Annotated in this window: 20 protein-coding genes, 1 tRNA gene and 1 pseudogene; 8 read left to right on the top strand and 14 right to left on the bottom strand. The window is 58.3% G+C overall.

Translation table 11 applies throughout. The features are described 5' to 3' along the window. Window positions 1–52: 52 nt before the first annotated feature. From F7D08_RS02875 to F7D08_RS02865, 3 genes are all read right to left on the bottom strand, one after another. Window positions 53–1,339, bottom strand: a complete 1,287-nt coding sequence (locus F7D08_RS02875) for an MFS transporter (RefSeq protein ID WP_152209190.1) — start codon at window positions 1,337–1,339, stop codon at window positions 53–55. 586 nt (window positions 1,340–1,925) lie between these two features. Next, complete coding sequence (locus F7D08_RS02870; protein WP_152209320.1) at window positions 1,926–4,193, bottom strand: heavy metal translocating P-type ATPase; 2,268 nt, start codon at window positions 4,191–4,193, stop codon at window positions 1,926–1,928. 432 nt (window positions 4,194–4,625) lie between these two features. Then, on the bottom strand, window positions 4,626–6,611 hold the full coding sequence (locus F7D08_RS02865) for a S1C family serine protease (RefSeq protein ID WP_152209189.1): 1,986 nt from the start codon (window positions 6,609–6,611) through the stop codon (window positions 4,626–4,628). Window positions 6,612–7,081: 470 nt separating this feature from the next. Between F7D08_RS02865 and tgt the strand changes: the two genes are divergently transcribed. Further along, entirely contained in the window at window positions 7,082–8,392 is a 1,311-nt protein-coding gene (gene tgt / locus F7D08_RS02860) for a tRNA guanosine(34) transglycosylase Tgt (RefSeq protein ID WP_152209188.1), read from the top strand. Between the two features lie 44 nt (window positions 8,393–8,436). Here tgt and F7D08_RS02855 read toward each other — a convergent pair whose 3' ends face one another. After that, window positions 8,437–9,384, bottom strand: a complete 948-nt coding sequence (locus F7D08_RS02855) for an AEC family transporter (protein WP_193316179.1) — start codon at window positions 9,382–9,384, stop codon at window positions 8,437–8,439. Between the two features lie 199 nt (window positions 9,385–9,583). Here F7D08_RS02855 and F7D08_RS02850 point away from each other — a divergent pair. Then, window positions 9,584–9,669: transfer RNA gene (locus F7D08_RS02850), tRNA-Leu, on the top strand. Between the two features lie 79 nt (window positions 9,670–9,748). Here the strand turns inward: F7D08_RS02850 and F7D08_RS02845 are convergent. Beyond that, the gene (locus F7D08_RS02845) at window positions 9,749–10,411 is read right to left on the bottom strand and encodes a hypothetical protein (protein WP_152209187.1); all 663 of its coding nucleotides are present in this window, start codon (window positions 10,409–10,411) and stop codon (window positions 9,749–9,751) included. 157 nt (window positions 10,412–10,568) lie between these two features. On the opposite strand from F7D08_RS02845, the gene F7D08_RS02840 reads away from it, so the two are divergent. After that, complete coding sequence (locus F7D08_RS02840; protein WP_152209186.1) at window positions 10,569–11,048, top strand: very short patch repair endonuclease; 480 nt, start codon at window positions 10,569–10,571, stop codon at window positions 11,046–11,048. A gap of 20 nt (window positions 11,049–11,068) precedes the next feature. Here F7D08_RS02840 and F7D08_RS02835 read toward each other — a convergent pair whose 3' ends face one another. Continuing rightward, a complete protein-coding gene (locus F7D08_RS02835) occupies window positions 11,069–11,401 on the bottom strand; it encodes a putative heavy metal-binding protein (RefSeq protein ID WP_100493229.1) in 333 nt (110 codons plus the stop codon). Window positions 11,402–12,186: 785 nt separating this feature from the next. Here F7D08_RS02835 and F7D08_RS02830 point away from each other — a divergent pair. Then, window positions 12,187–13,350: a hypothetical protein gene (locus F7D08_RS02830; protein ID WP_152209185.1), complete on the top strand. Its 1,164-nt coding sequence runs from the start codon at window positions 12,187–12,189 to the stop codon at window positions 13,348–13,350. Between the two features lie 62 nt (window positions 13,351–13,412). On the opposite strand, the gene F7D08_RS02825 is transcribed toward F7D08_RS02830, so the two are convergent. Then, on the bottom strand, window positions 13,413–14,882 hold the full coding sequence (locus tag F7D08_RS02825; RefSeq protein WP_152209184.1) for a Sau3AI family type II restriction endonuclease: 1,470 nt from the start codon (window positions 14,880–14,882) through the stop codon (window positions 13,413–13,415). Between the two features lie 151 nt (window positions 14,883–15,033). Between F7D08_RS02825 and dcm the strand changes: the two genes are divergently transcribed. From dcm to F7D08_RS02810, 3 genes are all read left to right on the top strand, one after another. Continuing rightward, on the top strand, window positions 15,034–16,305 hold the full coding sequence (gene dcm / locus F7D08_RS02820) for a DNA (cytosine-5-)-methyltransferase (RefSeq protein WP_152209183.1): 1,272 nt from the start codon (window positions 15,034–15,036) through the stop codon (window positions 16,303–16,305). Further along, the gene (locus F7D08_RS02815; protein WP_152209182.1) at window positions 16,286–16,600 is read left to right on the top strand and encodes a nucleotidyltransferase family protein; all 315 of its coding nucleotides are present in this window, start codon (window positions 16,286–16,288) and stop codon (window positions 16,598–16,600) included. The genes dcm and F7D08_RS02815 overlap by 20 nt, the downstream gene beginning before the upstream one ends. A 143-nt stretch (window positions 16,601–16,743) precedes the next feature. Next, entirely contained in the window at window positions 16,744–17,823 is a 1,080-nt protein-coding gene (locus F7D08_RS02810; RefSeq protein WP_152209181.1) for a Fic family protein, read from the top strand. A gap of 76 nt (window positions 17,824–17,899) precedes the next feature. Here F7D08_RS02810 and msrA read toward each other — a convergent pair whose 3' ends face one another. Next, a complete protein-coding gene (gene msrA, locus F7D08_RS02805; protein WP_226803281.1) occupies window positions 17,900–18,958 on the bottom strand; it encodes a peptide-methionine (S)-S-oxide reductase MsrA in 1,059 nt (352 codons plus the stop codon). A 51-nt stretch (window positions 18,959–19,009) separates the two neighbouring features. Between msrA and F7D08_RS02800 the strand changes: the two genes are divergently transcribed. After that, window positions 19,010–19,357, top strand: coding sequence for a hypothetical protein (locus F7D08_RS02800; RefSeq protein ID WP_226803279.1), 348 nt, complete (start codon window positions 19,010–19,012; stop codon window positions 19,355–19,357). A gap of 130 nt (window positions 19,358–19,487) precedes the next feature. On the opposite strand, the gene yddG is transcribed toward F7D08_RS02800, so the two are convergent. The 6 genes and pseudogenes from yddG to F7D08_RS09920 form a co-directional block, all read right to left on the bottom strand. Beyond that, a complete protein-coding gene (yddG, locus tag F7D08_RS02795; protein ID WP_226803277.1) occupies window positions 19,488–20,441 on the bottom strand; it encodes an aromatic amino acid DMT transporter YddG in 954 nt (317 codons plus the stop codon). Between the two features lie 516 nt (window positions 20,442–20,957). Further along, entirely contained in the window at window positions 20,958–21,473 is a 516-nt protein-coding gene (locus tag F7D08_RS02790) for an Hsp20/alpha crystallin family protein (RefSeq protein ID WP_101626469.1), read from the bottom strand. A 492-nt stretch (window positions 21,474–21,965) separates the two neighbouring features. Then, window positions 21,966–23,147: a toxic anion resistance protein gene (locus tag F7D08_RS02785; RefSeq protein ID WP_226803275.1), complete on the bottom strand. Its 1,182-nt coding sequence runs from the start codon at window positions 23,145–23,147 to the stop codon at window positions 21,966–21,968. Window positions 23,148–23,193: 46 nt separating this feature from the next. Next, window positions 23,194–24,300 (bottom strand): substrate-binding domain-containing protein, encoded by a 1,107-nt coding sequence (locus tag F7D08_RS02780; RefSeq protein WP_152209179.1) that lies wholly within the window; start codon window positions 24,298–24,300, stop codon window positions 23,194–23,196. Beyond that, window positions 24,297–25,100 (bottom strand): hypothetical protein, encoded by an 804-nt coding sequence (locus F7D08_RS02775; RefSeq protein ID WP_226803273.1) that lies wholly within the window; start codon window positions 25,098–25,100, stop codon window positions 24,297–24,299. The genes F7D08_RS02780 and F7D08_RS02775 overlap by 4 nt, the downstream gene beginning before the upstream one ends. Next, a pseudogene (locus F7D08_RS09920) lies at window positions 25,100–25,699 on the bottom strand (vWA domain-containing protein); the annotation flags it as partial. The pseudogene F7D08_RS09920 and the gene F7D08_RS02775, both read right to left, overlap by 1 nt. Window positions 25,700–26,127: the final 428 nt, after the last annotated feature.

Genomic DNA, 26,127 nt, shown 5'->3' with positions numbered 1-26,127 from the left:
ACGGTGTATTGCGTTGTGGTTGTTCCAAGTTATCTTCCGCAGAATGCGGCGCTCACTTCACGCGCTTGATCAGCATGATCAGCACAGCACCAACCAGGGAGACCGCGGCGCACACCGGGAAGAGGCCGTAGTAGCTGCCACCGGTGAGACCCACGATGGCGGCGGCCACAATCGGGCCGAGCAGCTGGGAGCCGGTGTTGGCGAGGTTCAGAATGCCCAGATCCTTGGCGGCGTTCTCGGCGTTCGGCAGCACCTCGATGTTCAGCGCCTGGTCGACGGCGAAGAAGATGCCCATGCCGAGACCGGCGATCGCGCCGTACGCTACCATAGTCCAGGCGGCGTTGGAGACCATCGGCATGGCGACGCCGATCGCCACGAGCAGGGCGGCGAAGGCGACCGGAATCTTGCGGCTCTTGATCTTGTCGGAAATCGGGCCGGCGATGATGGACATCACGATGGCGGTGACCATGAGCAGCATGGAGATGATGGAAACGTACTTCTGCTGGCCGGAAGTGTCCAGCTTGATGTAGTCGCTGAGAATATAGAGCTGGTACGCCATGATTGCGGTGGTGGCGGTGTTCACGAGCATCTTGCCGAAGAGGGCGAGGTAGAAGTCGCGGCAGTCCTTGACCGGGAAGATGAAGTGCTGCACGAACATATCCCAGGTGAAGCTCTTCTTCTCCATGGCGAGGCTGGACTGTTCGCGCATGATCAGCACGGCGACCGGGCCGCACAGCAGGGTGAGCACGCTCATCACGATGATGCCGGTGCCGATCTTCGGGCCGAGGAACTGCGCGCCGACGAGCTGACCGCCGTACTGGCCGATCACGTAGCCGAAGGCATAGATGGAGGAGATCAGACCGCGGTGCTTAGGTGCCACACGGTCGGCGATGACGGCGACGAGCGGGGCGACCAGCGCGTTGAGGAAGATCTGGTAGATGCACCAGGAAACGACCATAAGCGGGACGGTCTGTACGGCGTTGAACACCAGCAGCATCACGAAGCAGCCGATGGAGCCGGCGATCAGCCATGGGGTACGGCGGCCCCAGCGGGTGCGGGTCAGATCGGACAGACCGCCGATGATGATGTTGGCCAGGGTTGCGAACACCATGGCGGAGCCGGAAAGCAGGGCGATGATGCTGGCCTTGTTGGCCGGATCGATGACCTGGACCTTGGCCGGCAGCAGCACCGCGTTGACGCCGAGGTAGGGGCCGAGCCACAGCATGGCGCCGAGGGCAGTTGCAATACCGATCTTGATGGGGGCCTTGGGCTGCTCGCTATCGCTCACCGAGCCGGTCCAGGCTTTTGAGACCGTTGATACCGCTTCAGAAACGGACATCGTCACTCCTTTGTTGCCATCGACTCAGCTCGCATTGTTCTGCAATGAACCAGCATCTTTACTATGCGCGGCCGAAGCGATGTTCTTGTTCTGTTGTTGACGATGCCTACTTTACACTTAATGACTATTAAGTCAAATCGGAAAATGAAGTTGCTTTATAGCATGTTCTGCCTGTATTTCTGCGGTTTTCGCACATCTTCTAGCCTCAGCTAGCAATAATTATTTCTGATTTAATTTGACCGAATACATCAAGCAAACCGGCCGAGCGCTTCATCCGAGACTCCGCGGGGCGAAACACCGAGTCAATCAGACAACCGTCCCGCTCGAAAGTTCTCAGCGAGGCATAACCTCGAGTAAACCAAGATTCAGCGCCGCTCAAATGCTGTCAGTAGGGCAAAATCTCGGGTTGATTGCAAATTCACCCCGCTGGCAAGCTGTCAGTGGAGCGAAACCTCGAATAAGCCGCGGAAATGCCACGCTGACATGTCACCAATGGAGCACAATCTCGAGTAAACCGAGGGAACATCTCACCAGGCATGCCCCAGCGAGGCAGAATCGATGCTCGGCCAAGGAAACAACACCCCGCTCAATCTCGATCCAGCACGGCAGTGAGAGCCCAGAGGATGGAGACCACGTCGATGGCCTCCTGCAGGAAGGCGCCAACCACCACTGGAATCAGGTTGAAAGCGGCGGCAAGCATGCCAACAACCGCGAGCGCAAGGCCGGCGATTACGGCCTGCAGCATGATGCGCTTGGTACGGCGGGCGATAGCGATGGCACGCGGCACGGCAGCGATATCGTCATTCATGATGACGATTTGCGCACTTTCCGAGGCGGCGGTTGAAGTGCCGTCCGTAATTGCGACGCCGAGATCCGCAGCGGCCAGCACCGGCGCGTCGTTCACACCGTCGCCCACCATCATGGTGATGGGCTTGGCCGTGGCGGGGCTGCCGGCCATCTTCCCATGCGAGCCCCCATCGGTCGCCGCCTGTACCGCGGCCACCTTATCCTCTGGGAAGAGCTCAGCGTGGACTTCATCAATGCCGACCTCGCGGGCGATGATCTCCGCCGAAGCGCGTTTGTCGCCAGTGAGCATGGTGAGCTTGGAGACGCCGAGCTCATGCAGGGCGGCGAGCGCGGTCTTGGCGTTGGAGCGTGGCACATCGCACAGTACGATGCGGGCAATCAGCTGACCGTCCACAGACACGTAGGATGCCATTTCATCCGGCTGCAGCATCCCGAATCGCGTGCGCAGATCCGCGGAATTGCTAGCCTTACCGGAATCCTCATCGCCTTCGCTCAGAGGAATTTGGCCGCGAAACGAGCTGATGGTACCAATGCCCGCTCCCGCCCGGCTGGAACTTGCCCCGCCCGGCTCCACCGCCGTCAGGAAGCCGTCCTCCTGGGCGGCCGCAAACGACAGTCGCCCGACACGGACCGCATGCCCGTCCACTTCGCCGGACACGCCCTTGCCGGCCGTCTCCTCAATGTGCTTGACCACCGGATAGTCGCGGCCATGCCCGGGCATGCTCGCCTCCGGTTCCGGGCAGTCGCGCTGGCCGGCCGCGAATCGGGCACGCAGTCGAGCCATCGCCTCGGCGCCAGCCTTCGCAATACCTTTGGAGAGAATGTGCACTGAGTAGCCTTCCACCACACCGGCCATCATCAGCACATGATCCTCATTGAGCTGCGTTTTAACGCCCGGCAGCATCTCCACGCGCACCACCTGCGGTTGCTTGACCGTAAGCGTGCCGGTTTTATCGAAGAAAATCTGGGTTACGCGACCCAGGTTTTCCAGCACATCCTGGGTTTTGATGAGCACACCGGCCGCAGCCAGTCGGCTAGTTCCGGCGACGTAGGCCACCGGCGCCGCAATCAGCAGCGGGCAAGGCGTGGCCAGCACCAGCACCTGCGCGAATCGCGTCGGAATGCCGGACACCGCCCATGCGATGCCGGCAATCACCAGCGAAAGCACGGTGAACGGTACCGCCAATCGATCAGCGGTCTTGACTACGGCCGGGCGGGATTCCTGGGCGGATTCGACCAGCTGCAGAATGCGCTGGTACTGCGATTCGGCGGCCGGCTGCGTGGCGCGCATGGTGAGCGCCGCGGAACCGTTGACCGCGCCCGACATCACGCGGGCACCGGCGAACACCGTGCGCGGCACCGGCTCGCCGTTAATCGCACTCAGATCCAGCGTCGCCTCGCCGGAAAGCAGCTCGCCATCCACCGGCACAATCTCACCGGGCAGCACCATGAGCACATCGCCAGGCTGTACCTGGGCGACCGGGACCGTACTGAAATGCTGGGCCGCCGCAGTTTGCGCAGTAGCGGTACGGCGGAAGCCATCGTCGGCAACATCATCCTCAGGCTTGCTTGCCATTGCACCGCGGCCCACGCCGGGCAGGGTCACGACGTGCGCGGTTTGCGGAGCTGCCTTGACCAGTGCAGTCAGGCTGTGCTCGGCCTTGTTTTGCGCATACTCCTCGATGGCCTCGCCGGACGTGATCATCAGCGTGACCGCCCAGCTGGCCCAGTATTCGTGCACAGCCACCGTGGAGAGCATCGCCATCACCGCGAGCAAATCGACGCCGACCTGACCATGGCGAATGTCGTCGATCATGCCGCGGACGGTGTCAGTCACGATAATCAGCACCAGTGCAATGACCAGCCATTGGCCGATACCTGGATTATCAAGAATCGGAAGGTCCACTGTGCTCCCCCACGGGTGCCATTCGCCTAGTGCGGCTAAGGGGATTGCGACGACGATGACCACCGGCAGCATCGGCACCAGCTTGCAGACACGGATGGCCGCGGCGGATAGTCGTGTGAAGAATCGGACGAGATCGTGCATCTCATGCTCCTTACGCTCGTATACGGGGCCGATTGCTGCGGCTAGCTGTCGCGGCGGCGGCGAGGCGAGCGCGGGCGGATGCGGGTATGCAGTCGCCTGGCCAGCCTTCGATCGGCACATGGTCACGCCTTGTTAACCCACCGGCGTCTATGCCGGGCAGCTTCCAGCGGATACGGCTCGTATTCTGCCTTCCACTGCTGTGAGCTGCGCCTGCGCGACCTTCCGATACACGGCGTAAAGAATTATTGAATTATCGCAATGTGATTGCATCTGCAATAGTGCCCGAAGCGCGGGACTTTGCTCTGTATGGCGCATACATATGGCGCCATACGCAAAAGGGCCGTGGGGGATTCGCCCTCCACGGCTCTTTGATTGTCTGACATGGCGTTCAGCGGCGACCGCCCAACGTCATGTGACGTGTGTCAGTCGGCTTTACCAGAGGCCGAACGGATCGGTGAAGCCACCGTCGTCGCCGGTGCCGCCGTCGCTGTTGCCATTACCGTTGGAACCATTGCCGTTCTGGCTGTTGCCGTTGCCGTTCTGGTTGTTCTGGCTGTTGCCGTTGTTGTTGTTCGAGTTGGAGCTGGAGGAGCCGTTCACCGCGGACTCTTCCTGATCGAGCGTCACGTCCACGTCCATGGTCTTGCCGTCACGCACGATGGTCAGCGTCGCCTTATCGCCCAGGGCGGAGGCACGCACGAAACCGAGCAGCGAGTAGTTGTTGTTCACTGCGTTGCCGTTGAAGGCCACGATCGTGTCGCCTTCCTTGAGCCCTGCCTTGTCGGCCGGGCCGCCGGAGACCACTGCGGAGCCGCCGGAGGTCGGCTTGGTGATCGTTGCGCCACCGCGGGTCACGCCGTCCGCCTCAACAGTGTCGGACTTGATGGTCACGCCGAGGGCCACGTGCTTGGCCGAGCCATCCTTGATGATCTCATTGGCCACGCGCTTGACCAGGTTGGACGGGATGGCGAAGCCGATGCCGATGGAACCGGCGGAATCAGAAGACGTGGCGGTGGAGGCGATCGAGGAGTTGATGCCGATCACCTGGCCGGCCGCGTTGAAGGTCGGGCCGCCGGAGTTACCGGGGTTGATGGCGGCGTCGATCTGCACGGCGTTGGTCACGATCTCGTTGTTGTTGTCGTCGGTCACGGTCACCGGGCGGTTGAGGGCGGAGACGATGCCGGTGGTGGCGGTGTCGTCGTAGCCGAGCGGGTTGCCGATGGCCATCACGTTCTCGCCGACGGCGAGCTTGTCGGAATCAGCGAATTCCACGGCCTTGAGGTCACTCGGCGGGTTGTCGAGCTTGATTACAGCCAAATCGGTGGTGGTGTCGGTACCGACGAGCTGGGCGGTGTACATGGTGCCGTTGGCGAGCGTCACCTGAATCTGCTGTGCGCCGGAGATCACATGGTTGTTGGTCACGATGTAGCCTTCGGTGCTGATGATGGCGCCGGAGCCCTTGGCCGTGCCGTTGCTCAGCTGGGTCTGGATGGAGACCACGGAGCCGGAAACGTCGCTGGCGACGGTCTGCCAATCAGGCGCTTCACCGGTCTTGGCGGTTGCGGAGCCGGAGCCGGACTTGTTCGAGGTCACATTGGCGAGCGAGCTGGAGGTCGGCACTGTCACCCAGCCATAGGTGATGGCGGCGTAGCCGAGGCCGAGGCACAGAGCGGCGGCCACAACGGCGGCGATCACTGCGGAGATGACGCTGGCCGCGGCCTTGCTTGGCGCCTTGGTGCCTGCCTGCGGAGCACCTGCACCCGGCTGCGGGAAGCCCGGCGTAGTGCCGTTCGGAGTGCCCGGAGTGCCTGCGGCGTTGGCGTTGTCCGCGTTGTTGCGAGCGCCGAAGCCGAAGAGTCCATGGGAGCCGTTGCTGCCCTGGCCGTGCTGCGGAGCACCCTGCGGAGCGAACGGATTGCCGTTGGAGGGAGTCGGGTTGTTGGTGAAGTACGGGTTGCGATTACCCGGCTGGCCCGGCTGCGGCTGCTGTGGAGCGGTCTGGCCGAATGGCAGCGGCTGAGTGGGCTGAGCACCCTGCTGGCCGGACTGGTTAGGCGTCGGCACCGGGCCGTAGGCGCCGAACTCGGGGGCCGGACGGTACAGCGGAGTCGTGGCGGTCGGATTGGAGGCCGGAGCGTTTGCGCCATCGCCCGTGCCAGCAGAGGGCGCGGAGGAGACCACGGTGCTCTCGCCCTTGGCGGCAGCGTAATCCGGAATCGGCTCGGTCACTGCGGTCTGCGGAGCGGTCGCGGTGACGTCCGGGCTGGCGATTGGCTGGGTTGCATTCAGACCCGCATCAGTCTGCGGCTCAGAAGTTTGAGGATTTTGCGCATTGCTTTGCGACTCGTTGTTGTTTGAATCGTTGTTCGAATCCTGCGGGGCCTGGTCAATGCCCTGCGGGTTGAATTCGTCAGCCATTGCTGCTCCTTCGATGATGTCTATTACGTCTCTTGGTGCAGCTCCAGCCGTTCGCATCGGCTTGCCTGCACCTCTCGTGCTCTACCTCTGTAGTAAAGGCATTCAATCTGGAGGTTTTCTGAATGTTAGTTGAAAGTCTATGCGTAATCTGCAAGGAGTCATATGGATATTGCCCATATCTCGGTTAGCAGGGGTACATTCCACCCATTGCAAAAGCCTATCTGCTTTGCAAGGGGTATTTCCACTGTTGCAGATCATCACTTCGCTCCATCATTACGCCATTCATGGGTCCTCACTACTCGCGCAAGTACCCCTCATAACGCCGATAGATGTTTGGCAACGCCCCAATGTACCCCTTACAACCGAGATACCTGACCTATCACACTGACATAAACGCATCTCCGGCCATCTGCAGACGCAGCGCTTACGATTTCTTCGCGTTTTCCCGCCCTTTTGCCTAAAGTGAAACCATGACAAGCCTTCTTGAACACCCTCGCGGCGCTCAGCCCGGCCAGCCCGGCGACCGCAGCGCCTTCAGCTTCGAAACCACCACCCGACTTTCGTCCACGGCGAACGGCCTCGGCCGTGACGGCGCACGCTACGGCCGCACCGGCATCATTCACACGCCCCACGGCGATATCAAGACCCCGGCGTTCGTGCCGGTGGGCACCCAGGCGGCCATGAAGGCCGTGCTGCCCGAACAGATGAAGGACCTCGGCGCACAGTGTCTGCTCGCCAACGCATTCCACCTGTTCGAGCGCCCGGGCGAAGACGTGTTGGATGCGGCGGGCGGCCTCGCACGCTTCATGAACTGGGACGGTCCGACGTTCACCGATTCCGGCGGCTTCCAGGTGATGTCCTTGGGCGTCGGCTTCAAGAAGACGCTCACTATGGACGTGACCGGCATGAAGTCGGACGACATCATCGCCAAAGGCAAGGAGCGTATGGCCTGGGTGGACGAGGACGGCGTGACGTTCAAGTCGCCGCTCAACGGCGATTCGCACCGCTTCTCCGCCGAGATCTCGATGGGTATTCAGCACAAGCTGGGCGCTGACATCATGTTCGCGTTCGACGAGCTCACCACGCTGATGAACACCCGCTCCTACCAGGAGGACTCGGTGGAGCGCACGTTCCGCTGGGCCAAGCGCTGCGTCGCCGAGCACGAGCGTCTGACCGCCGAGCGCTTGGGCAAACCGTATCAGGCGCTGTATGGCGTGGTGCAGGGCGCGAATTATGAGGATCTGCGCCGTCACGCGGCCGAGCAGATCGCCTCGCTTGATTTCGACGGCGTGGGCATCGGCGGCGCGATCGAGAAGCGCATCATCGGCGACACTTGTGCGTGGATCTGCGATGCGATGCCGGAAAGCCGCCCGCGCCACGTGCTGGGTATCGCCTCCGTGGACGATATTTTCGCCTGCGTGGAGAACGGCGGCGACACATTCGACTGCGTGGCCCCCGCCCGCTGCGCCCGCAATGGCGCGATTTTCACGCGCAATGGCCGCTACAACATCAAGCGCGCGCAGCACAAGTTCGACTTCGGCCCGCTGGAGGAAGGCTGCACCTGCTACACCTGCCAGCATTATTCGCGCGCTTACGTGGATCATCTGCTGCGTGCCCGCGAGTTCAACGGGTTCACGCTGGCCACGATTCACAACGAGCACTTCTTCGTGAAGCTGCTCGACGATATTCGCGCGTCGATTGACGGCGGCTACTTCGAGGAGTTCCGCGACGAGACGCTCGCCCACTTCTACGGCAACGGCGAGCGCAAGCCGGGCTTGTGAGTTGGTTTCGCGAGCGGTGATTGCAGCAGCCCTGCGATTCTGCCCTACCCCAGTAGCGCCGCAATCACCGCGATAAATATCGGCGACGACAATGTACTGAGCAGTATGCCGTCGCGCGCCAATCTGGTGCCTGTCTCGTACCGCGCGGCATAGTTGTACACATTCTGTGCGGTCGGCAGTGCGGCCAGCACCACGCAGGCGTACAGGTCGGCGCCGCGGAATCCCATCAGGAAGTACGCGAGCAGGAACGCCACCGCCGGCATCACCGCATTCTTCAGCAGCGCGGCGGCGATGGTGGCCGCATAGTTCGCGCCCGCGCCAAACGGCTTGGTATTGCGCAGGGACATGCCGAACGCCATCAGAATCAGCGGCACCGACGAGCCGCCCACAATGTTGATTGGGTCATACAAATAGTTCGGCACAATGAACCAACCAAGGTGATCGCTGATGGCGGACGTCACGATGCCGATGAGCACACCGATCAGAATCGGCTGATGCAACGGCTGGCCAAGGATGGTTGTGAGGCTGATGGCGCTGCGTTCTTTGGCGGACAGGTCGAGCATGGTCAGTGCGATGGGCGTGAACAGGATGCCTTGAATCAGCACGATGGGCGTGACCGCGGCTGGGTTGCCGAGAATGTATGTGGCGACGGGCAAGCCAATGTTGTTCGCGTTCATGAACATGGAAATGAGTACACCGATGGTGGCGTCGGCGAGTTTGAGTCGGAAGATCGCGGCATTGATGACGAGGAAGATCATGCCGGTGATTACGGAGCACAAGATTGCCACGACGATGCTGGGCGTGAATACGTCGGTCAGGTGTTCCTTGGAGAGCAGCGCGAACATCAGGCAGGGTGTGGAGACGAAGTAGCTGAAGCGATTGAGCACCATCTGCGCGGTCGGTCCGCCGATCTGGCAGCGTGCGGCGATGTAACCAGTCAGGATGATGATGCCGATGACGCAGAATCCCTGCATTGCGGCGATAAGTCCCATGTTGGCCATGCCTCCACTTCGCTCAAAATGTCCATGATCGCGTCCGGTCTTTGACCGTCGCCGCACTGAGGCTATCGCGGTTGCACAGACTTGTGCACGCAAAGGTCCATCAGGGGACCATTGGGGATTGGCAAAAGCACAGCGCGACACGCCGAGGATTGTGCAATCCCGCCTCCGGGTGTAAATTAGCCGATTGTCTGCGAGTGTGGCGGAATGGTAGACGCGCTGTCTTCAGGTGGCAGTGAGTGTATGCTCGTGGGGGTTCAACTCCCCCCACTCGCACCAGCAAATAAAGGGCTGGAACCGAAAGGTTCCGGCCCTTTTGCTTTGCCTACACATATACGCAGTACCCGCCGCCGGCATCCTACATCGCGGATTGCGCCGAGCTCGACTCGTCAGCCACCAGCAAATACTCGCCGTTCTCCCTGTACTGTGGCCGCGGATTCAGCTGCTCCCCCAGCGCCGGCCCCTCCAGCCGTACGCGCGTGCCGGAAATCAGCAGCGTAATCTCCTGCGCCTTCCCGCGTGCACCGACTTCACTGCCCGCCGGATACGCCAGCACGTCAACCCTGCGATCCCACGCCACCGGGCAGAATAGCAGCGTTTTCACCGAATAGGCAACGTACCGCGGAGACATGCTGTCATCATTGGGGGCGCTGTGGTCATCCCCGCCCACAATCTCATAACCCATCGGGTCAAACAGCGCCGTCTCAATCCCGAGCAAACCGTCCGGCATATGCCCGCGATGCCATAGCACCATCAGATTCGCCGCCGACCGCGAAAGCACAAACGTCACGGCAGCGAGTATTGCAGCTTCGAATTTATGGTGTTCGAAGTCAGCGAAAAACGCATGCGTATACGGAATCACCCAGGAGACCGCAACCATAATCACCCAACAGGCGAAGAACAGCAGCATCGACGCAATCCCGCTCGCCGGCCGCACGCGATTCCATGCCTCGCGCGCGGCGCCGGCTCTGCCTTCGAACCAAGCACCATTGCCTGTGTTCATATGTGCATCTGCATCCATATTCCGATTATGACGGTCCTCAGTTCGGCAATCGCGCAGCGGCAGTGAATACTGCATGAATTCGCACGGCTGCCATTGTTCCGTCGGGCACTGGTTGCTGTAGACAGTACTGATCAGTATGGTGGGAAAGCCACCAAAGCGCGGGAAGGGAGATGCGATGAGCGCCGCAAATGGCAACCGTAAGCGAACCCCTCGCAAATCCTCCAAACCGGAGAAGTACGCGCGCGGCACACGGTCGTACACGATGTCGCACATCCGCGGCAAGGACACGTCGATTGAAGTGCTGGTGCGCAGCTACCTGTTTCGCCGGGGCCTGCGGTTCCGCAAGAACGACAAGCGATACCCCGGTCACCCGGATGTGGTGCTGCCGAAGTATCGCACGATCGTGTTCGTGAACGGCTGCTTCTGGCATATGCACGAGGGCTGCACGAAGCATTCGATGCCGAAGTCGAACGTGGAATTCTGGACGGCGAAGCTGCTGCGCAATCGTGCACGCGACGCCGCCCAGCATGCTGAGCTGGAAGCCGCCGGTTGGCGCGTGATCGTGGTGTGGGAGTGCGAGCTGGCCAAGGCCGCACGCGAGGAGCGGCTGGCCAAGCTGTACGAGCAGATTGTCAGCGGTGGAGCTGTGGAGTAACCATCAGCTTCGCGCGGACCTCAGCCTTTGCGCGCGAGCTGCACTGCGGTGCCGGATGCGGTGACCATGAGCATGGAGCCGTCCGCACCGAGCACTTCGTAATCGATGTCGACGCCGACCACCGCGTGCGCACCCATTGCCTCGGCACGTTGCTGCATTTCGGCGATGGCCTCGTTGCGCGCGTTCGTCAGCTCTTCCTCATAGCCCTGGCTGCGGCCGCCGAACACGTTGCGCAGGCTCGCGCCGATGTCCCGGAACATGTTCACGCCGGCGACCACTTCGCCGAACACGATGCCCTGATAGTTGGTAATGACGTAGCCGTCGACCGACGGCGTGGTGGTGACAAGAATCATGGCGGGGCTCCTTTGGCTCGTTGACTTCTGGGTTCTTAGCGTTTAGCGCTCTGTGTGCGCGATATCCGCGCGCAGGCCAAGTCGCTGGCCCGTTACTGCAATCCTATAAGCAAATACTTGCGGATTGCCGGAGCAAGGTCCTCGCGCCGCTTCCCTTTCCCCAAAGAGCGAAATCAGCACGGCGCTTTTTACCTTTCGCCTGTCCCGGTTTGCAATGTACCGTTTGTGCCAACTACCGGGACATGATTTCTTGTCCCGGAACTGCATTTCAGGGCATTTTGCAGCCGCGTGGCACGGTGTGCCGCTCCCACATCCAAAGCGCGCAACATTCAATTTTCAGCATCCTTGAAATTCCGCCATTTTCGATACTTGATGTTCCGTATGTCGCGAGATTTTCAAAGGAATCCCTGCCACGCAACTGCAAAAAGAGCAAATATGCAGTTCCGTGGCACGACCATCGACACCGATATCATCGGACTGACTTTGTTGGACCACACAATAGGCAATCACAAATCTTCAGATCAACCTTCGCGCATATCCGCAGCGTCCTTATCCCCGCCTAAAGCTGCGCGAAGCAACGGAATCAAATCCTCAGGCACGAATGCAATGGACTTTACCTGTGGCGTATCCTCACGCAGTAATTGCACAAGATCATCCCGAGAATCGACGCTAGTGCCGTCCGCTTTCTCCGCCTCCACCGCCTTGCACAGCCAGCAAAACGCAAACTACTACCAATCGGCCAAATTCTCCTAGTATGGTTGATGCAACCCAACGGAGGGATAAATATGGCAGGGTACATTTTTGCTATGGGGGAAGTTCAGTCCGTATTTGACTGCATTAGAAAAGGAATCTATTCCACATATATGTCGCCGAAGTGGAACTCGACGAAGTATGCAACTTTCTCCGACTACATGGCCATGAAACCAGGCGATAACGTCTATTTCTTCGCGAAACGTATGGTATACGGCATCGGCGAAATAGCCGATTTTGCTGAAAATACGACGGTAATCAATAATTTCCCATCGCTTCTTTCCAATACAATCGACGCCGACCAAACATTGCTGCCTTCTACTCTCATATCCAAAGGCAATAAAGTAAGGCAATGGATTATTCGCTTCATTCCCTCCCCTTATTTCTACGAGAAGGGAATAGATATGGACGCATTGCTTCAATCCGACCCAGATGCATTTCGGTCACTAAGAGTCTTTTCAAGAAAATCATTTATCAAATTTGACGATAGAGAAAATCAAGCGTTCCGAGCCGCGCTATTCCGCATTAACACGAATGCAGGTTCCAACGGAAAACCTAAAATCATCGAAAGCAATCCTGGCACTGGTTTGGAGCAAATTACCAATAAATTAACCAATTACAAGGAATCTTTTGCCAGCAGAAGAACAACGGTCGCACCGTTATTAGCAAGTCGTAGATTATCTAACGGATCTTCAAAAGTGGAAATGCTTGTCGAAGCCGGGTTACTAGAGCAACTGACCAGATCAAATCCGTCTGCTGAAAAAATCTTTGGACACTGGGACTATCTTTCTCATCAAGTCGCAGCGTCTCCTTTAAAGCCTATTCAATACATGGATTTCATTGATGTATTTGGCTATAAATGGATTCCAGACATTCCTGATCGCGTAATAAGCCAGTACCTTATTGTTGAAATTAAAAGCGGCACCTCTTCAGGACTGAAAAATGGAGGAGACGTTAATCAAGTAATGAAGTATGTGGATTGGGTTTGTGATAACTACGCCAATGGAGACTACTCACAAATCAAAGCTTTCTTAGTGGCACATGATTTTGAAAAAAATTCCAGCCAAGACAGCCCACAATCCATAATCAGGAATTACACAATTAGCCATCGTCCAGCTCGAACAGAGCAATGGAATGACCTCACATTAGTGACCTACAACGTAGAAAAAGATGGCTCACTGACGTTTCAGAAAGCGTGACAGCTAGGTGTGGGGTGTTCATTCATACACGCAGATGGGATGAATGAACACCCCACACCTACTCAATGCCATCCATATCGGCTGGACACAATCTTTGCGACATAACGCCTGTCCAGCCAAAACGCCTGCTTAGTAATACGCTCACCATTGGGCAAGAGTACCGTATCATTCCCATCTTTGCCTTTTGGCCGAATATGAAAAACGTTATTGAAAGAAGGTCCCGGCAATTCATTCGTACCGCGCCCATAATGCAATGGCTTTTTAGCAACCATTGCCTCATGCAGCCATTCCCAGACGGGACGAACGTACTTTTCAATATCAGCTTCAGGCATGTTCCACAGGAATGCATCAGTGAAAATGTCTGCTGTTTTACTGCTCTGAGACCGCCGCATGCCACTGGCCCTGAAGACCATAAACAAAAAGCGGTTTTCCTCAAAGAACTGATACAGGAAAGAATCATGCCATTCCACAGATGCGTCTCCGAGCTCCGCCCATTCTTCTTCGGATATTTGTCGGAAAGACATATGCTCCTGAGGCCGATCGACGCCCTCATACATGACGATGGTTTTTACACCCGTTACATTAGCTTTTGCGAACTGCTCAACCTTGCCGATGGCCTTCTGCTTAGAGCCAATCATTCCCAAAGCCAACTGCGAATTAAATTGTTTTGGAGTAATTGACATCAGTCCCAAATCTCGAGCTATAGCGCCAGTTGTCTTTCCAAAGTAGCGAGAGAACTTATTACGAAGATAATCCTCCAATGCCTGCTCTGGCGCAAGACGAAGAGATTCACCACTATCAGAATGAAGTAGCCGCCTAGCGATAGCCGTCATATAAGACGTTTTGAAGCTAAACGCACGTTGTTTGGCGCGAATCAAGCCTTTAGGGCTATCTAATGGAGCCGGAGCATCACGAAGAGTAGAAGCATTAGCACCTTTAGTGCAAGCAGCAAGATAATTAGTATCCGATTCGCTAAGTTCGTCAGCATGACCGCTTGCAACTTTATCCCGAATCAGCTTCCAATCTTGTCGTATAGTGGCCACGTCCTCAGGTGAATACTGCATCAGATATGCAAGCAGAACCGTGCAATCTACGCGTAATTCTCGTTTCGTATCCGTGCGATCATCGTAGTAATACACCAAAATAATGTTCTTCGCTTTGCCCCACATTTGCGAGGATTCGAAGTCTTTCTCTTGGACAAGCTTCATGTAATTGATAATGTCAATCACAAGCCGTTCTTTTGCAGAAGTCTCTTTGCCTTTGCGCACATGCTTCAAAGGAGTTACTTTAAGCTCATAGCGGCTATTGCCTATCTGGATATCCGCTTCAGCGTCTGAATTAACGGGGTAGCCCAATACGGATTCCTCGATAATATTGCCTAACGCCCCCTTATTCGCCAAGGCCTCAGCGCGACCAGTCTTGTCCAACTCACGAAAAGTTTTGCCTGCAGCACCTGTAAGAATCCCCATTACCTCTTCCAAGGTGCTATATGAACGGCTCTCATTCAAATTCGCATCAACATGCTGCCCCATCGCCGTTCCTCCCGCCATTGATTTTTAGCACCAGTCTACTGTTTTCAAAAGGGTGTTAGCGTAATCGCAAATGCCAAGTTGATCGAAATCCAATTTTCGGCTATACTAAAGCCAGAAATATAGAACGATCGTTCGGATCGAAAGGAATGCTGTGGCTGCTGAGATAAGGATTGCGGAGCTATTTGCCGGAGTCGGCGGATTCCGCTTAGGACTCGACGGCTACAGCAAACCCGGCGACGATTTCTATATGAAGCCGGCAGGTTCATTCCATACCGTGTGGGCCAACCAATGGGAACCCATGGGCCAAGAGTCCAAGCAATTTGCATGGCGCTGCTATGAACAGCACTTCGGCAAGGGCTCCTGCGTGAACGAAGACATCGCTAAGGTCCTAGAAGAAGTTGACGCCGGCGAGAGGACCATCCCCGATTTCGACATGCTGGTCGGCGGCTTCCCCTGCCAAGACTATAGCGTCGCAAAACCGCTCGCCCTTGCAGCCGGCATTGAAGGGCGCAAAGGTGTTCTCTGGTGGAGCATCAATCATCTATTAGAAATGCGCCTGCCAAAAATCGTCTTGCTGGAGAACGTCGATCGTCTGCTCAAATCGCCTGCCAGCCAGCGCGGACGCGACTTTGCCATCATCCTGTCTTGCCTGAATCGCCTGGGATACAACGTGGAATGGCACGTAGTTAACGCCGCCGAATATGGCATGCCACAGCGTAGACGCCGTGTATACATTTACGCTGAGCACAATTCCGAATGGGGGAAACCCGAAGAACGACTTCTCTCCACCGGTGTTATAGCACGCGCTTTCCCCATTCGCCCCAACGAAAAAGATAAGGGCCTAGTCTATTTCAACATCGGAAACGACCCTTACGAAGTCACACAGAACTTTGGCAAAGGACACAAGGTCAGCCTGTTCCGCAACACCGGAGTCATGATCAATGGACAGGTAGTCACCATGAAGGCAGACCCCGACTATTCGGGCGGCCACATGACTTTAGGAGACGTACTAGTACCCGCATCCGAGGTCCCCGAACAGTTCTGGATTGATGAAACCAAACTCTCCTCTTGGACCTATCTCAAGGGCGGGAAAAAGGAAGAGCGCACCACTTCTGCCGGTTACACCTACACCTATTCCGAAGGGCCAGTGGCATTCCCCGATCCGCTTACTTCCCCCAGCCGAACCATATTGACAGGTGAAGGCGGAACTGGAGCCAGCCGCACAAAGCATGTCGTGGAGCAAGATGGCAGACTTCGCCGTTTGGTGCCGGATGAATTGGATCAATTGCAAATGTTCCCGAAAGGCTGGACTGACACCGGTATGAGCGACGGTCGTCGCGCTTTCTGCATGGGAAATGCGCTGGTCACTGAAATCCCCCATCGTATCGGCGAAGTAATCGCTCATGACCATCAAGCTCGATAACGGAAAGCTGGCCAGCATTGTCAAGCAGTATGGCGTTGCGGAGCTATACGTGTTTGGCTCAGTGGCCCGAGATGAAGCTCTGCCGGATTCCGATGTGGACTTGCTGTATCGGCTCAAACCCGGTGCAACATTAGGGATGCTATCGAGGCAGCAGCTCATCGATGATTTACAACATCTATTTGGCCGCGAAGTATCGCTACTGTCTTACGACTCGTTGATTCGCCACGCACAGAAAAGTCGAGCCAGCCGAATGTTCTTGGAACATATCACGCCTGATTTGATCCGAATCGTATAGTACCTTCCAAGTACACTTTCTGCATCATTTTCTGCATCATTTTCTGCATCATCAGCCTGTTTTCTGCATCATTTCAGTATGATTTGATGCAGAAAACTGATAAATGATGCAGAAAGCAGAGCACAGCCGAAGGAGTGTAAGGCATGAAACAGTTTGACTACATCCACACAGCCGAAGCACTGCTCACTCCTCGCACCACCAGCCTGTTGACCGCGATCCATGAGGCCAAAGGCCGTCAAAGCGTCCAAGCCGTAATCCGCCCGGACATTCTGGAATCTATGACAGCCATCGCGCGTATTCAGAGCACCAGCGCCTCGAATCGCATTGAAGGTATCTCCACCAGCGATAAACGCCTTAATGCATTGGTTGAAGAAAAAACCACTCCACGCAATCGTGATGAGGAGGAGATTGCCGGATATCGCGACGTGCTCGCCACCATTCACGAGAGCCATGATTATATCCCGCTCACGCCGAACGTTATTCTGCAGCTGCATCGTGATATGTTCCGGCACACACCACTTACTTTCGGCGGTCATTTCAAAGACTCAGACAACGTCATCGTCGAGCGCGACTCCCAGGGCAACAATTCCGTTCGATTCGCCCCACCAAGTGCTCTTATTACGCCGGAATACATCGAACAAGCATGCGCCGCTTACAACAACGCCATTCGCGATGGCCGCACCGACCCGCTGCTTGCCATCGCCATGTTTGTATTCGACTTCACCTGCATCCACCCATTCAACGACGGCAATGGGCGTATGAGCCGACTGCTCACGCTGCTGCTCCTGTATCGCGCCGGATACAACGTGGGCAAATACATCAGCATCGAGCACCTCATCGAGCGCAGCAAAGCAACCTACTATGAGGCGCTGGCAGCTAGCACAAAGGGATGGAACGAGAACACCAACGATTACGGACCATTTGTGAACTATCTGCTTGGTATTATCTTGCGGGCATGCAAAGTATTCGACGAACGTGTGGCCGCGATTATCGAGTCTTCTTCCGCGCTTCCCACCCACGGCAAAATCACCAAGGAGCAGCGCGTTGTCGCTTTGTTTAGCCAGACGCTATCGCCACTTTCCAAGGCGGAAATCCTGACTCAGCTGCCGGATATCAGCGAGACCACCGTTGAGCGCGTGCTGCGGTCGCTGCTGAACTCCGGCACCATCGTCAAGTTGGGAGCAGGACGCAGTACGCGCTACATCAAGCAGCGGCAAGCTTGAGCACTGGGTTTTAGCGGGCGAGTCAGCCGGAACAGGTGAACTAGCCTGAGCGCTCAAACTTCTGCGGATGCCGCGCTCAGGACTCCTCAGTCACCGCGCCGGCTTCGCCAGTCTCGGCGGCATCACCATCCACGGCGGGAATCCACGCGCCGTAGCTTTGGGCTTCCATCTGCGAGCGCGGCACGAAGCGTAGGGCGGCGGAGTTCATGCAGTAGCGCAGGCCGCCGCGGTCGGCCGGGCCATCCTCGAACACGTGGCCCAAATGAATCTGCGTTTCGGCGGTGCGCACTTCGATGCGGTCGCGGCCGGGGATGCGATGGTCCTCGTGCTCGGTGAGCAGCGAACCCTTCAGCGGGCGGGAGAATGCCGGCCAGCCGCAGCCGGAATCGAACTTGTCGCGCGAGGAGAACAGCGGCTCACCGCTGACGATGTCCACGTAGATGCCGGGTTCGAACTCCTCGTCATATTCGTTGACGAACGGGCGCTCGGTGGCGGCCAGTTGCGTCACCGCGAACTGCTCCAGCGTCAGGTCCCAGATGCGCTCGACATACTTCTGGCGGCGCTTCACGTTTGCGATCGCGGCAATCGGCACATGGCAGTAGCCGCCGGGATTGTTGATCAGATAATCCTGATGATGTGCCTCGGCCGGGTAGAAGTTCCTCAGCGGTTCGACCAGCACGGCCGGGCGTTGAGGCTGACGGTCCACAAGCTGCTCCAGCGCCGCCACGTACACGGACTTCTGCGTATCGTCCGTGTAGAACATGCCGGTGCGATACTGGCGGCCGCGATCCTCGCCCTGCTGATCCACGGAGAATGGATCGATCACCTCTAGGAACAGCAGCGCCAACGTGCGCAGGCTCACCTGAACCGGGTCGAACACCACCTTCACCGTTTCGGCGGCATCAGTCTCGCCCGCGCACACCTGCTCATAGGTGGGCGATTCCACTTGCGACTGCGCATAGCCGACCGTGGTATCCACCACGCCGTCCACGTTCTGGAAGTATCGCTCCAAGCCCCAGAAACAGCCGCCGGCGAAGTAGGCGGTCTGCGTCGCACTGGACTGCGAAGCGGCTGAACCTGTGCCCTCAGCCACGCCCGCAACCGAATCGTTCGAAGTATTCACGTTCTCGCGCATACGCCTCACGTTACTCTGAACAACTGCTTCACACGGAATATGCTTGAGATTATGAGCAACGCGAATAATGAAATACATCACTCCGCCGATTCCGCGGCAACAGTCAAGCCACAGCCGAAGCAGAAAGCAACCTGGCTGAAGGAGTCCGGGCCGAAGCAGGCACATCTAACGATTATCGGTACTGCGGTTGCCGTGGCGATCATTGCGCTCGGGCTGGGATTCTTTGTGAGCTGGGGATTGGCGGTAATTGCCGTGATCATTATGGTGCCGGGCGCGATTTCACTGGCGATTATCGCCAAGCACCCGGAATCGACGGGCGGGCGCAGCATGCTCGGCATCTCCAATCCGAATACACTGCTTGACCCGCTGCGCCGGCCGGGCGAACGCCGCGAGAAGTAGCCGGCGCAAATCAGCCAAAAACGCCGAATGAATCAGCCCAAGCTCTCCAGTCACTTCAACCAATCACTCCGCCAATCACTCCGCCAATCACTCCGCGACTGCCGCCTCGGCAGAGGGGCCAATCGGCGTGCTATTTACGTGCGCTAACCACATAATTCAACACGGATCCAGCGGCCACGAGCAGCGCGCCAAACCAGAACGGCACGGACAGCGCGAGGCCGAGCAGCACGGCGCTGGCACCGGTGGAGAGCACTGGCGTGGCATAGGAGGCGATGGCCAGGCGCTCCATCGAACCGTGCAGGATGCCGTAGCCCCAGCAGGCATAGCCGCCTGCGATCACCACTGCGGTGATCGCCACGAACAGCCAGGCCTTGAAGCTCGGCATATGGGAGGGCATACCTTGGCCGGATGCGAAATGAATGATCCACAGCGCCACGGCCACGCATGGGAAGAACAGCGACGTGCCATCCACGCCCTTTGACCATGCCGGCGTAAACACCGCATAAATCGACCAGGCGAAGGCACCCAGGAACGCCAACACATACGGCAACGGATTTTCCGCGATATGCGCGGCCGCCGCATGCCAGTCAAGCCCGGAATTGCCGCCGACCGCCAGCACCACGCCCGCGGTAGCCACAATCGCGCCCGGCAGTACTTTGACTATTGCGTGTCTGCGGTGCGAGACGCCGGCCGCGAGCAACACCATCATCGTGGGCCACAGATAGTTGACCAGACTCACCTCAACCGACGAGGCATCGGTGGACGCCAAGCCCAGCGAAAGCGAAATCGAAGATTCGTAGAACACGAACAGCAGGCCGCCGCCAATCAGATATTTGCGCGGGAATTCCCTAAGCGGTGCCGGGCGGCGGAAGATCAGCAACAGGATGCCGCCGAACGTGTAAATCAGCGCGGAACCAAGCGTGGCGCCGAAGCCCTCGGAGACGATGCGCACCGTGCCGGCCATGAAACTCCACAGCACGATGGCCATCAGGCCAACGACGGTCGCGCCCGAGGAGACCACGTGCCCGCCGGCCAAGTTCGGCTTGTTGCCTGCATTGTTCTGATTCTGCGCGTTCTCCGCCACTGCGTTCCCCCTGTTCCGCCATCCCGCTGTACTGTCTGCGGCCACTCTACCCATCGGACGTGTACAACGCGGGCACGCAAGATGTACAAACAAAAATGCCGGGCGAGGTATTGCCTCACTCGGCATTTTCATTGGCTATGTTTCCCGCCGCCCGTTCACTAGTCAGCGTAGAAAACGTAGAACGGGCAGCGCAGGGAACAAGCTTGACTGCTTGACTGCACAGGAACTTCGGTTCCTATCAACTCAGTCGATTGCCTCCTCGTTCGGAGGCTGCCCCAGCGAACGATGCCGCTGGGCCATATGCTTCACAGCTGAGCTTCAGAACGAAGTTCGATTGATGTGTTGAGTTGAATCAGTCCTGCAACAAACAGCCCACCGGGCTGTTTGCTTACGGCCTCGCCTCCGGCCCCAGCAATTGCGGACCGGCCGCTGGCCGGACTCAAACCAACCTTCGCTCGGCTACCGCCTCGCTCAAGCTGAGCCTACAAACAGCCCACCGGGCTGTTTGCTTACGGCTCAGCCCTCAATCGCGATCTGGTGCTTGGACTCGACTTGCGGCTGAGCCTGCATCTTCGGAACCTGGATGCACAGCGTGCCGTTGTTGTAGCTGGCGTGAATGTCGGATTCCTTCACATCGTCGCCAACGTAGAAGCTACGAGAGCAAGAGCCCATGTAGCGCTCACGACGCAGCCAACGACCCTCATCGGAAGCGCAAGCGCACTTCTGATCGGAAGCCTGAGCGTTCTCGCCGTTTGCGGACTCAGGAGCCTTATCCTCATGCTCGCTGCTGCGAGATGCGGACACGGTCAGATAGCCGTTGTTGAGTTCGAGCTTGATATCGTCCTTCTTGAAGCCAGGCATGTCGATGTCGACATCGTAGCCGTTGGCGGTCTCACGCACATCCGTGTTCATCATGTTCGCCGGCATGGCCGCAGCCACCTGGTTGTCCATGTTGCGCCAACCCTCAAAGAACGGATCGTCGAACAGATCAGAGAACATCGTGTCATTCATCAAAGCCGGAAACATTGCCATAATCGGTACTCCTCAACTAGGAGAGAACCTGTTTGGCTACCAGCCGCCAGCCCCATGCAGGACCGGCAACGGTTATCGTGGCAGGCTCCGGAACCCTTCCGGGCTCTCAACCTTCGACCTTCACTTCACCCAATTCCCAGCGGCGGCAATCATTCCGAAGTTTTACCCACAGTGAAATTGCACAGAGTAAGGATTACGAGCGGCAAACAGTCTGAACACTCCAGCTTGAACGTTGACTGTAGGAATTCTAACACTGACTGTAGGTTCTTGGACACTGACTGTAGGTTTTTGAACGTATTTCGTTGGAATTCCTACAGTCAGTGTTCATTTCCCTACAGTCAACGTTCAAAATCCGACAGTCAGAGTTAGAAATCCTACAGTCAGACAGGCGGATACGCGGAATGCACAGGCGCAAACCCCGAAAACCGCGTAAACGACACGGCAAAACACAGCCAGGGGGAAGAAAACCGGACTGGTTGCCGCGCGCCGGCCTCACATCTGCTGAGCGTTCTCGATCAGCGCGTTCTTCAGGTCGGACTCGATCTGGCGCATCTTGACCTGCGCGGCCTCGCGGTTGGCCTTGCCTTCCTTCTGGATCTGCACGGTCTCCTTCAGGGTGGCGATGAGCTCGGAGTTGATCTTCTCCAGCGTCTCGATCTCCACCACGGAGCGCTGATTGGCCTTCTCCGCGTCCACCGCGCCCTTGTGCAGGGCGGCCGCATTCTTCTGCAGCAGCTTGTTGGTCACATCATCGGCCTTGTTCTGCAGGTCCAAGGCCTTGCGCTGGTTGGACAGGCCCAGCGCGATCACCATCTGGCTCTTCCACACCGGAATCGTGGTGGAGATGGTGGTGTCAATCTTGTCCACAATCGTCTGGTCGGCGTTCTGGATGATCTTGATCTGCGGCGCGGTCTGCAGCGTCACCACGGAAATGCGGTCGAGATCGTCGAGGCGCTTCTCGAAGCGGTCCAACTTGGACTTGAAGTCCTTCAGCAGCTGCGCCTGCATCGGGTCGCCGCTCTTCTGCGCCTCGGCCTCGAGTGCGGGCAGCTGGGTGGCACGGAAGTCGGCGAGCGCCTTCTTGCCGGCCAGCACGGTGATCTTCAGCTCACGGTACTGCTGCGCATTCTGCGTGTACATCGTGTCGTACATGGAGATGTCCGCCACCAAGCGCGACTGTGCGGCCTCGAGCTTGACGATGATCTCATCAATCTGCGAATCGACTTTCTGGTAGCGGCGGCGCAGCTTGTCGATGGAGACGGCCACCTGCCCGATGATCGGAATCTTGCGGAAGCCGCCGAGCTCGGCCTCATCGATGGTCACGAGCATGGTGTTGAGCAGTTCGCCGGCCTCGCCAGTGTCTTTGGAGCGGGTTTCGGAGAGGATCTCATCCGCGAACGTGGAGGTGGCGCGCTGGGCGTCCTTGCCGTAGGAGGATTCGATGCCTTCGCGCGTGAAGTCGATGCCGCCGGCGATCTGCGCGATCTGCTGCTGGTCGGCTTCCGGCAGCTTCGCGATCTGCTGGTCCGGGGTCAGCGCGGCGGCAGCTTCGGCCTCGGCGGCAGTCGGCACCAAAGCGCCGTTCGTTGCGCCGGCACCAGTGCCCAGCGCCGGGTTGGTGACGGCGGCGGTGCTGCCCTTGGCGAGGTCTGCGAGAGTGATTTGTGTGGTCATTTGGGTTCCTTTCGTAACGACTGCGATTGTGAATGGCTACTGCCAGCTATTGCTGCAAATCGACGCCTTTCAGAGTGGAGATGAGTTGCTGCATGGCATCATTGTTGGGCAGTTCGGAAACGGCTGGAACCTGCTCAAGAGTGCCGGGCACGCCAAAGCGTTTGATCGAGTCGGTGCCGGCGAAGTTGGCCGCACGGAAGCCGTGACGTTCCCATGCGAGCTTCTGCACTTTCTGGCTCTTCAACACATTCAGCAGCTTCGCGCCCTTATCGTCCAGCGCCATCAGCGTGTGCGTGCTCCATACGGTCGGCGTGGGGTAGACGACCACCACGTCATCCTTGATCTGTTTGAACGCGTCCGGCTGGTTCACAGCCAAGTCCAGCAACTGCGATTCATAGCCCACCATCATCGGCTTCGAGCCCACACCGAGCGTCAGGAATTGGTTGAACGCGTCCTCCGACGAGGTTTCCATCCAGCCTGACTTGGCGAAAATCGCCTTGATCTTCTCGCCGTCGCGCGCCACGGAATCCGTGGTGGCCGGCTGCCCGCCGTTCATCACCGTGGCGATCAGCGCCGCGTATTCGTTGCCTGAGTTCGATTGCACCGGATCGGTGGAGTCGATGCGGAACTGTCCATAGCCATTCGCGTAGCCCACATCAGCCCACGTCTTATTCGCGACCATCGCGTCCACGGCTTTGGCCATGTCCATGTGATACGCGCCGGAATCGTCCTTGGTGATGAGGCCTCCGGCCACCAGTCCCTCGGCCACCGTCTTATGCGTATACAGCACGATCGGCGAGTTGAAGACGATGTCGCTCTGGGTGGCCTTTACGCCCTTGGCCTTGCCGTATTCCACGGCCGCGCGCGAAGAGGGGAACAGGTAGTCCATGCCCTTGGTGTCGGCGTCCATCATGGCCAGCGAACCGGCCTTGCGGTAGTCGATGCTAAGACCCTGCTCGGCGGCGAGCGCTTTGAACTTGGCGTCGTCGAAGAGCCCGATCTTCTCGCCGCCCAGGTAACCGTTCACGCTGACTTGTTCGATGGGTGCCGCGGGCTTCGGCTGGGCTTGCCGCCAAACCAAGGTGCCGCAAATCACCGCCACTACTGCGAGCAGCGCGATAAGTCCGATGATCTTCGATTTCGATAGTTTCATTCCTGCTCCTGCCGCCCTTCTGCCGGTTTGTGCGCCGGCTTGGACCGCACTGGTTCTGGCTGGGGCTGATTCCCGCTCGCCCAGCTCAGTCGATCAAACTGTTCCAATTGATCCGATTGCTCCCGCCGATTTGTCAGCCGTGGTGCGCTCTGCGCCGGCTGTTGCTGCGGCTGTGCCCGGACCGGCTGCGACGCGGCATCATATCCATCCATACGCGCCAACCGCTGGATCGCATCGGAATCAGCTGCGATGCCCAAGGTCTTCGCGCTGACCGCGCGGCTCAGCTCACCGGCCGCGGTCTGCTCGAGCACTTGCAGCGCCTCGATGGTCTCCGTGCGCGCCTTGGCGATCTGGTCGCGCGCGCCCGAGCTTTCCACGTCCACATAGGAGCGCAGCAGCTGCTCGGTTTGCTCGCCGTACACGGTGATGTAGTGGCGCAGCGTCTGGTAGGCAGAGGTATCGCGAGTCACGTAATTGACGAGGTCGCGCGTGGCCACGATGAAGTCATTGGCCTCCGAACGCACAGCCGGGTCGCGCACCTGCGCAGTCAGTGCGGCGATCGAGCGCAGACGGGTATTCGCCGCGTCGATGGCGTCGGCGGCCTTCTGCCCGTTCGGCAGCGCGGAGGCCAGCATTTTGCCGATGCGCCGTTCGGGCTCGGTCAGTGTGGATACGGCCACATAGCCGAGGCCGGCCAGCACCACGGCCACGCCGGCACCGACCACACCGCCGCCGGCCAGCCAGAAGCCGAAGCCTGCGAGCGCGAGCCCGGCTATGAATCCGCAGATTACTTGCAGCATCAGTTGAACCCCTTGACCTGGCGGAATACGGAGGCAAGGTCACCGGAACGGCCGTCGAACACCTTGGCGTTACTGAGTTGCGCGAGCGATTTCAGCTGGCTGGAATCGGCGTCACCGAACATGATGGAGAACACCGGCACATCGCGTCCGTTGCTCTGGTAGTCGGATTCGAACGCCTTCTGATTATCAGTCATCGAGCGACCGTCGGTCATCAGCACGATGGCCGTGGTGTATTGGGAGGCTTCTGATTCACTGGGCAGCTGCTGCAATGCGGATTCGAGACCGGCGTAGATATCGGTGCCGCCACTGGCCTCGGTGGCCTGCGCATCATGCAACAACTTGGTGGTATCAGTGCCGGTGGCCTTGATCGGATTATGCGCTTCGGATTCAAATGGGATGAGGATGTTCACATCGCCATCCGCAGGCTCGATGTAGGCGGACTTGGCTTGATTCTGGTCAAGCGCGGCATTGAGGCCCTTGACTACGCCGTCCTTGCCTTCGCCGGACATCGAACCGGAGTAATCAACCACCCACACGGTCCAGCTGGGCTTCCTGAGTGCGGTTTGGTAGACATTGAGCGCGCTGTTGATTACGGACGCGGCGGGCAGCGGGATGGTCTTGAGCGCGGCGGCGTCGGTGTTGATGCCCCATTCGGCGCGGAAGGACTGCTGCACTTGGGAATCGGAGGAGTAGGCGAGTGCGCCGCCGAGGCCGGTGCGGCGACCGGCACGCTCGAATTCGAGCTTGGAATCCCTGGAACTCAATGCCTTGGAGAAGGAGTCGAATGCATCCTTGAGCTTCTGGCCACGGTCCACATAGCCGAGCGGCGAATCGGAGACCGCGATGCCATCGGACGGATAGACGGCCACGAGCGGATCATGGCCGTTCTTGGTCAGCGTCTTGTCGGCCTGAATCACCAGGGATTCGTAGTTGACCATCGAATCGAATCGATCCGGATTGGCCACCACCATGTCTTTGAGCCAGTCCGAGGAGCCGGAGGAGCGGTCCACGCCGGAGAGCAATTTGG

The sequence above is a fragment of the Bifidobacterium cebidarum genome, from assembly GCF_009193305.1.
GTDB classification, from domain to species: domain Bacteria; phylum Actinomycetota; class Actinomycetes; order Actinomycetales; family Bifidobacteriaceae; genus Bifidobacterium; species Bifidobacterium cebidarum.
This window is presented reverse-complemented; position numbering and strand designations above follow the sequence as displayed.

Coding starts and splice junctions, on each gene's coding strand:
- F7D08_RS02875 (WP_152209190.1), bottom strand. CDS start 1,339: ATGTCCGTTTCTGAAGCGGTATCAACGGTCTCAAAAGCCTGGACCGGC.
- F7D08_RS02870 (WP_152209320.1), bottom strand. CDS start 4,193: ATGCACGATCTCGTCCGATTCTTCACACGACTATCCGCCGCGGCCATC.
- F7D08_RS02865 (WP_152209189.1), bottom strand. CDS start 6,611: ATGGCTGACGAATTCAACCCGCAGGGCATTGACCAGGCCCCGCAGGAT.
- tgt (WP_152209188.1), top strand. CDS start 7,082: ATGACAAGCCTTCTTGAACACCCTCGCGGCGCTCAGCCCGGCCAGCCC.
- F7D08_RS02855 (WP_193316179.1), bottom strand. CDS start 9,384: ATGGGACTTATCGCCGCAATGCAGGGATTCTGCGTCATCGGCATCATC.
- F7D08_RS02845 (WP_152209187.1), bottom strand. CDS start 10,411: ATGGATGCAGATGCACATATGAACACAGGCAATGGTGCTTGGTTCGAA.
- F7D08_RS02840 (WP_152209186.1), top strand. CDS start 10,569: ATGAGCGCCGCAAATGGCAACCGTAAGCGAACCCCTCGCAAATCCTCC.
- F7D08_RS02835 (WP_100493229.1), bottom strand. CDS start 11,401: ATGATTCTTGTCACCACCACGCCGTCGGTCGACGGCTACGTCATTACC.
- F7D08_RS02830 (WP_152209185.1), top strand. CDS start 12,187: ATGGCAGGGTACATTTTTGCTATGGGGGAAGTTCAGTCCGTATTTGAC.
- F7D08_RS02825 (WP_152209184.1), bottom strand. CDS start 14,882: ATGGGGCAGCATGTTGATGCGAATTTGAATGAGAGCCGTTCATATAGC.
- F7D08_RS02815 (WP_152209182.1), top strand. CDS start 16,286: ATGACCATCAAGCTCGATAACGGAAAGCTGGCCAGCATTGTCAAGCAG.
- F7D08_RS02810 (WP_152209181.1), top strand. CDS start 16,744: ATGAAACAGTTTGACTACATCCACACAGCCGAAGCACTGCTCACTCCT.
- msrA (WP_226803281.1), bottom strand. CDS start 18,958: ATGCGCGAGAACGTGAATACTTCGAACGATTCGGTTGCGGGCGTGGCT.
- F7D08_RS02800 (WP_226803279.1), top strand. CDS start 19,010: ATGAGCAACGCGAATAATGAAATACATCACTCCGCCGATTCCGCGGCA.
- F7D08_RS02790 (WP_101626469.1), bottom strand. CDS start 21,473: ATGGCAATGTTTCCGGCTTTGATGAATGACACGATGTTCTCTGATCTG.
- F7D08_RS02785 (WP_226803275.1), bottom strand. CDS start 23,147: ATGACCACACAAATCACTCTCGCAGACCTCGCCAAGGGCAGCACCGCC.
- F7D08_RS02780 (WP_152209179.1), bottom strand. CDS start 24,300: ATGAAACTATCGAAATCGAAGATCATCGGACTTATCGCGCTGCTCGCA.
- F7D08_RS02775 (WP_226803273.1), bottom strand. CDS start 25,100: ATGCTGCAAGTAATCTGCGGATTCATAGCCGGGCTCGCGCTCGCAGGC.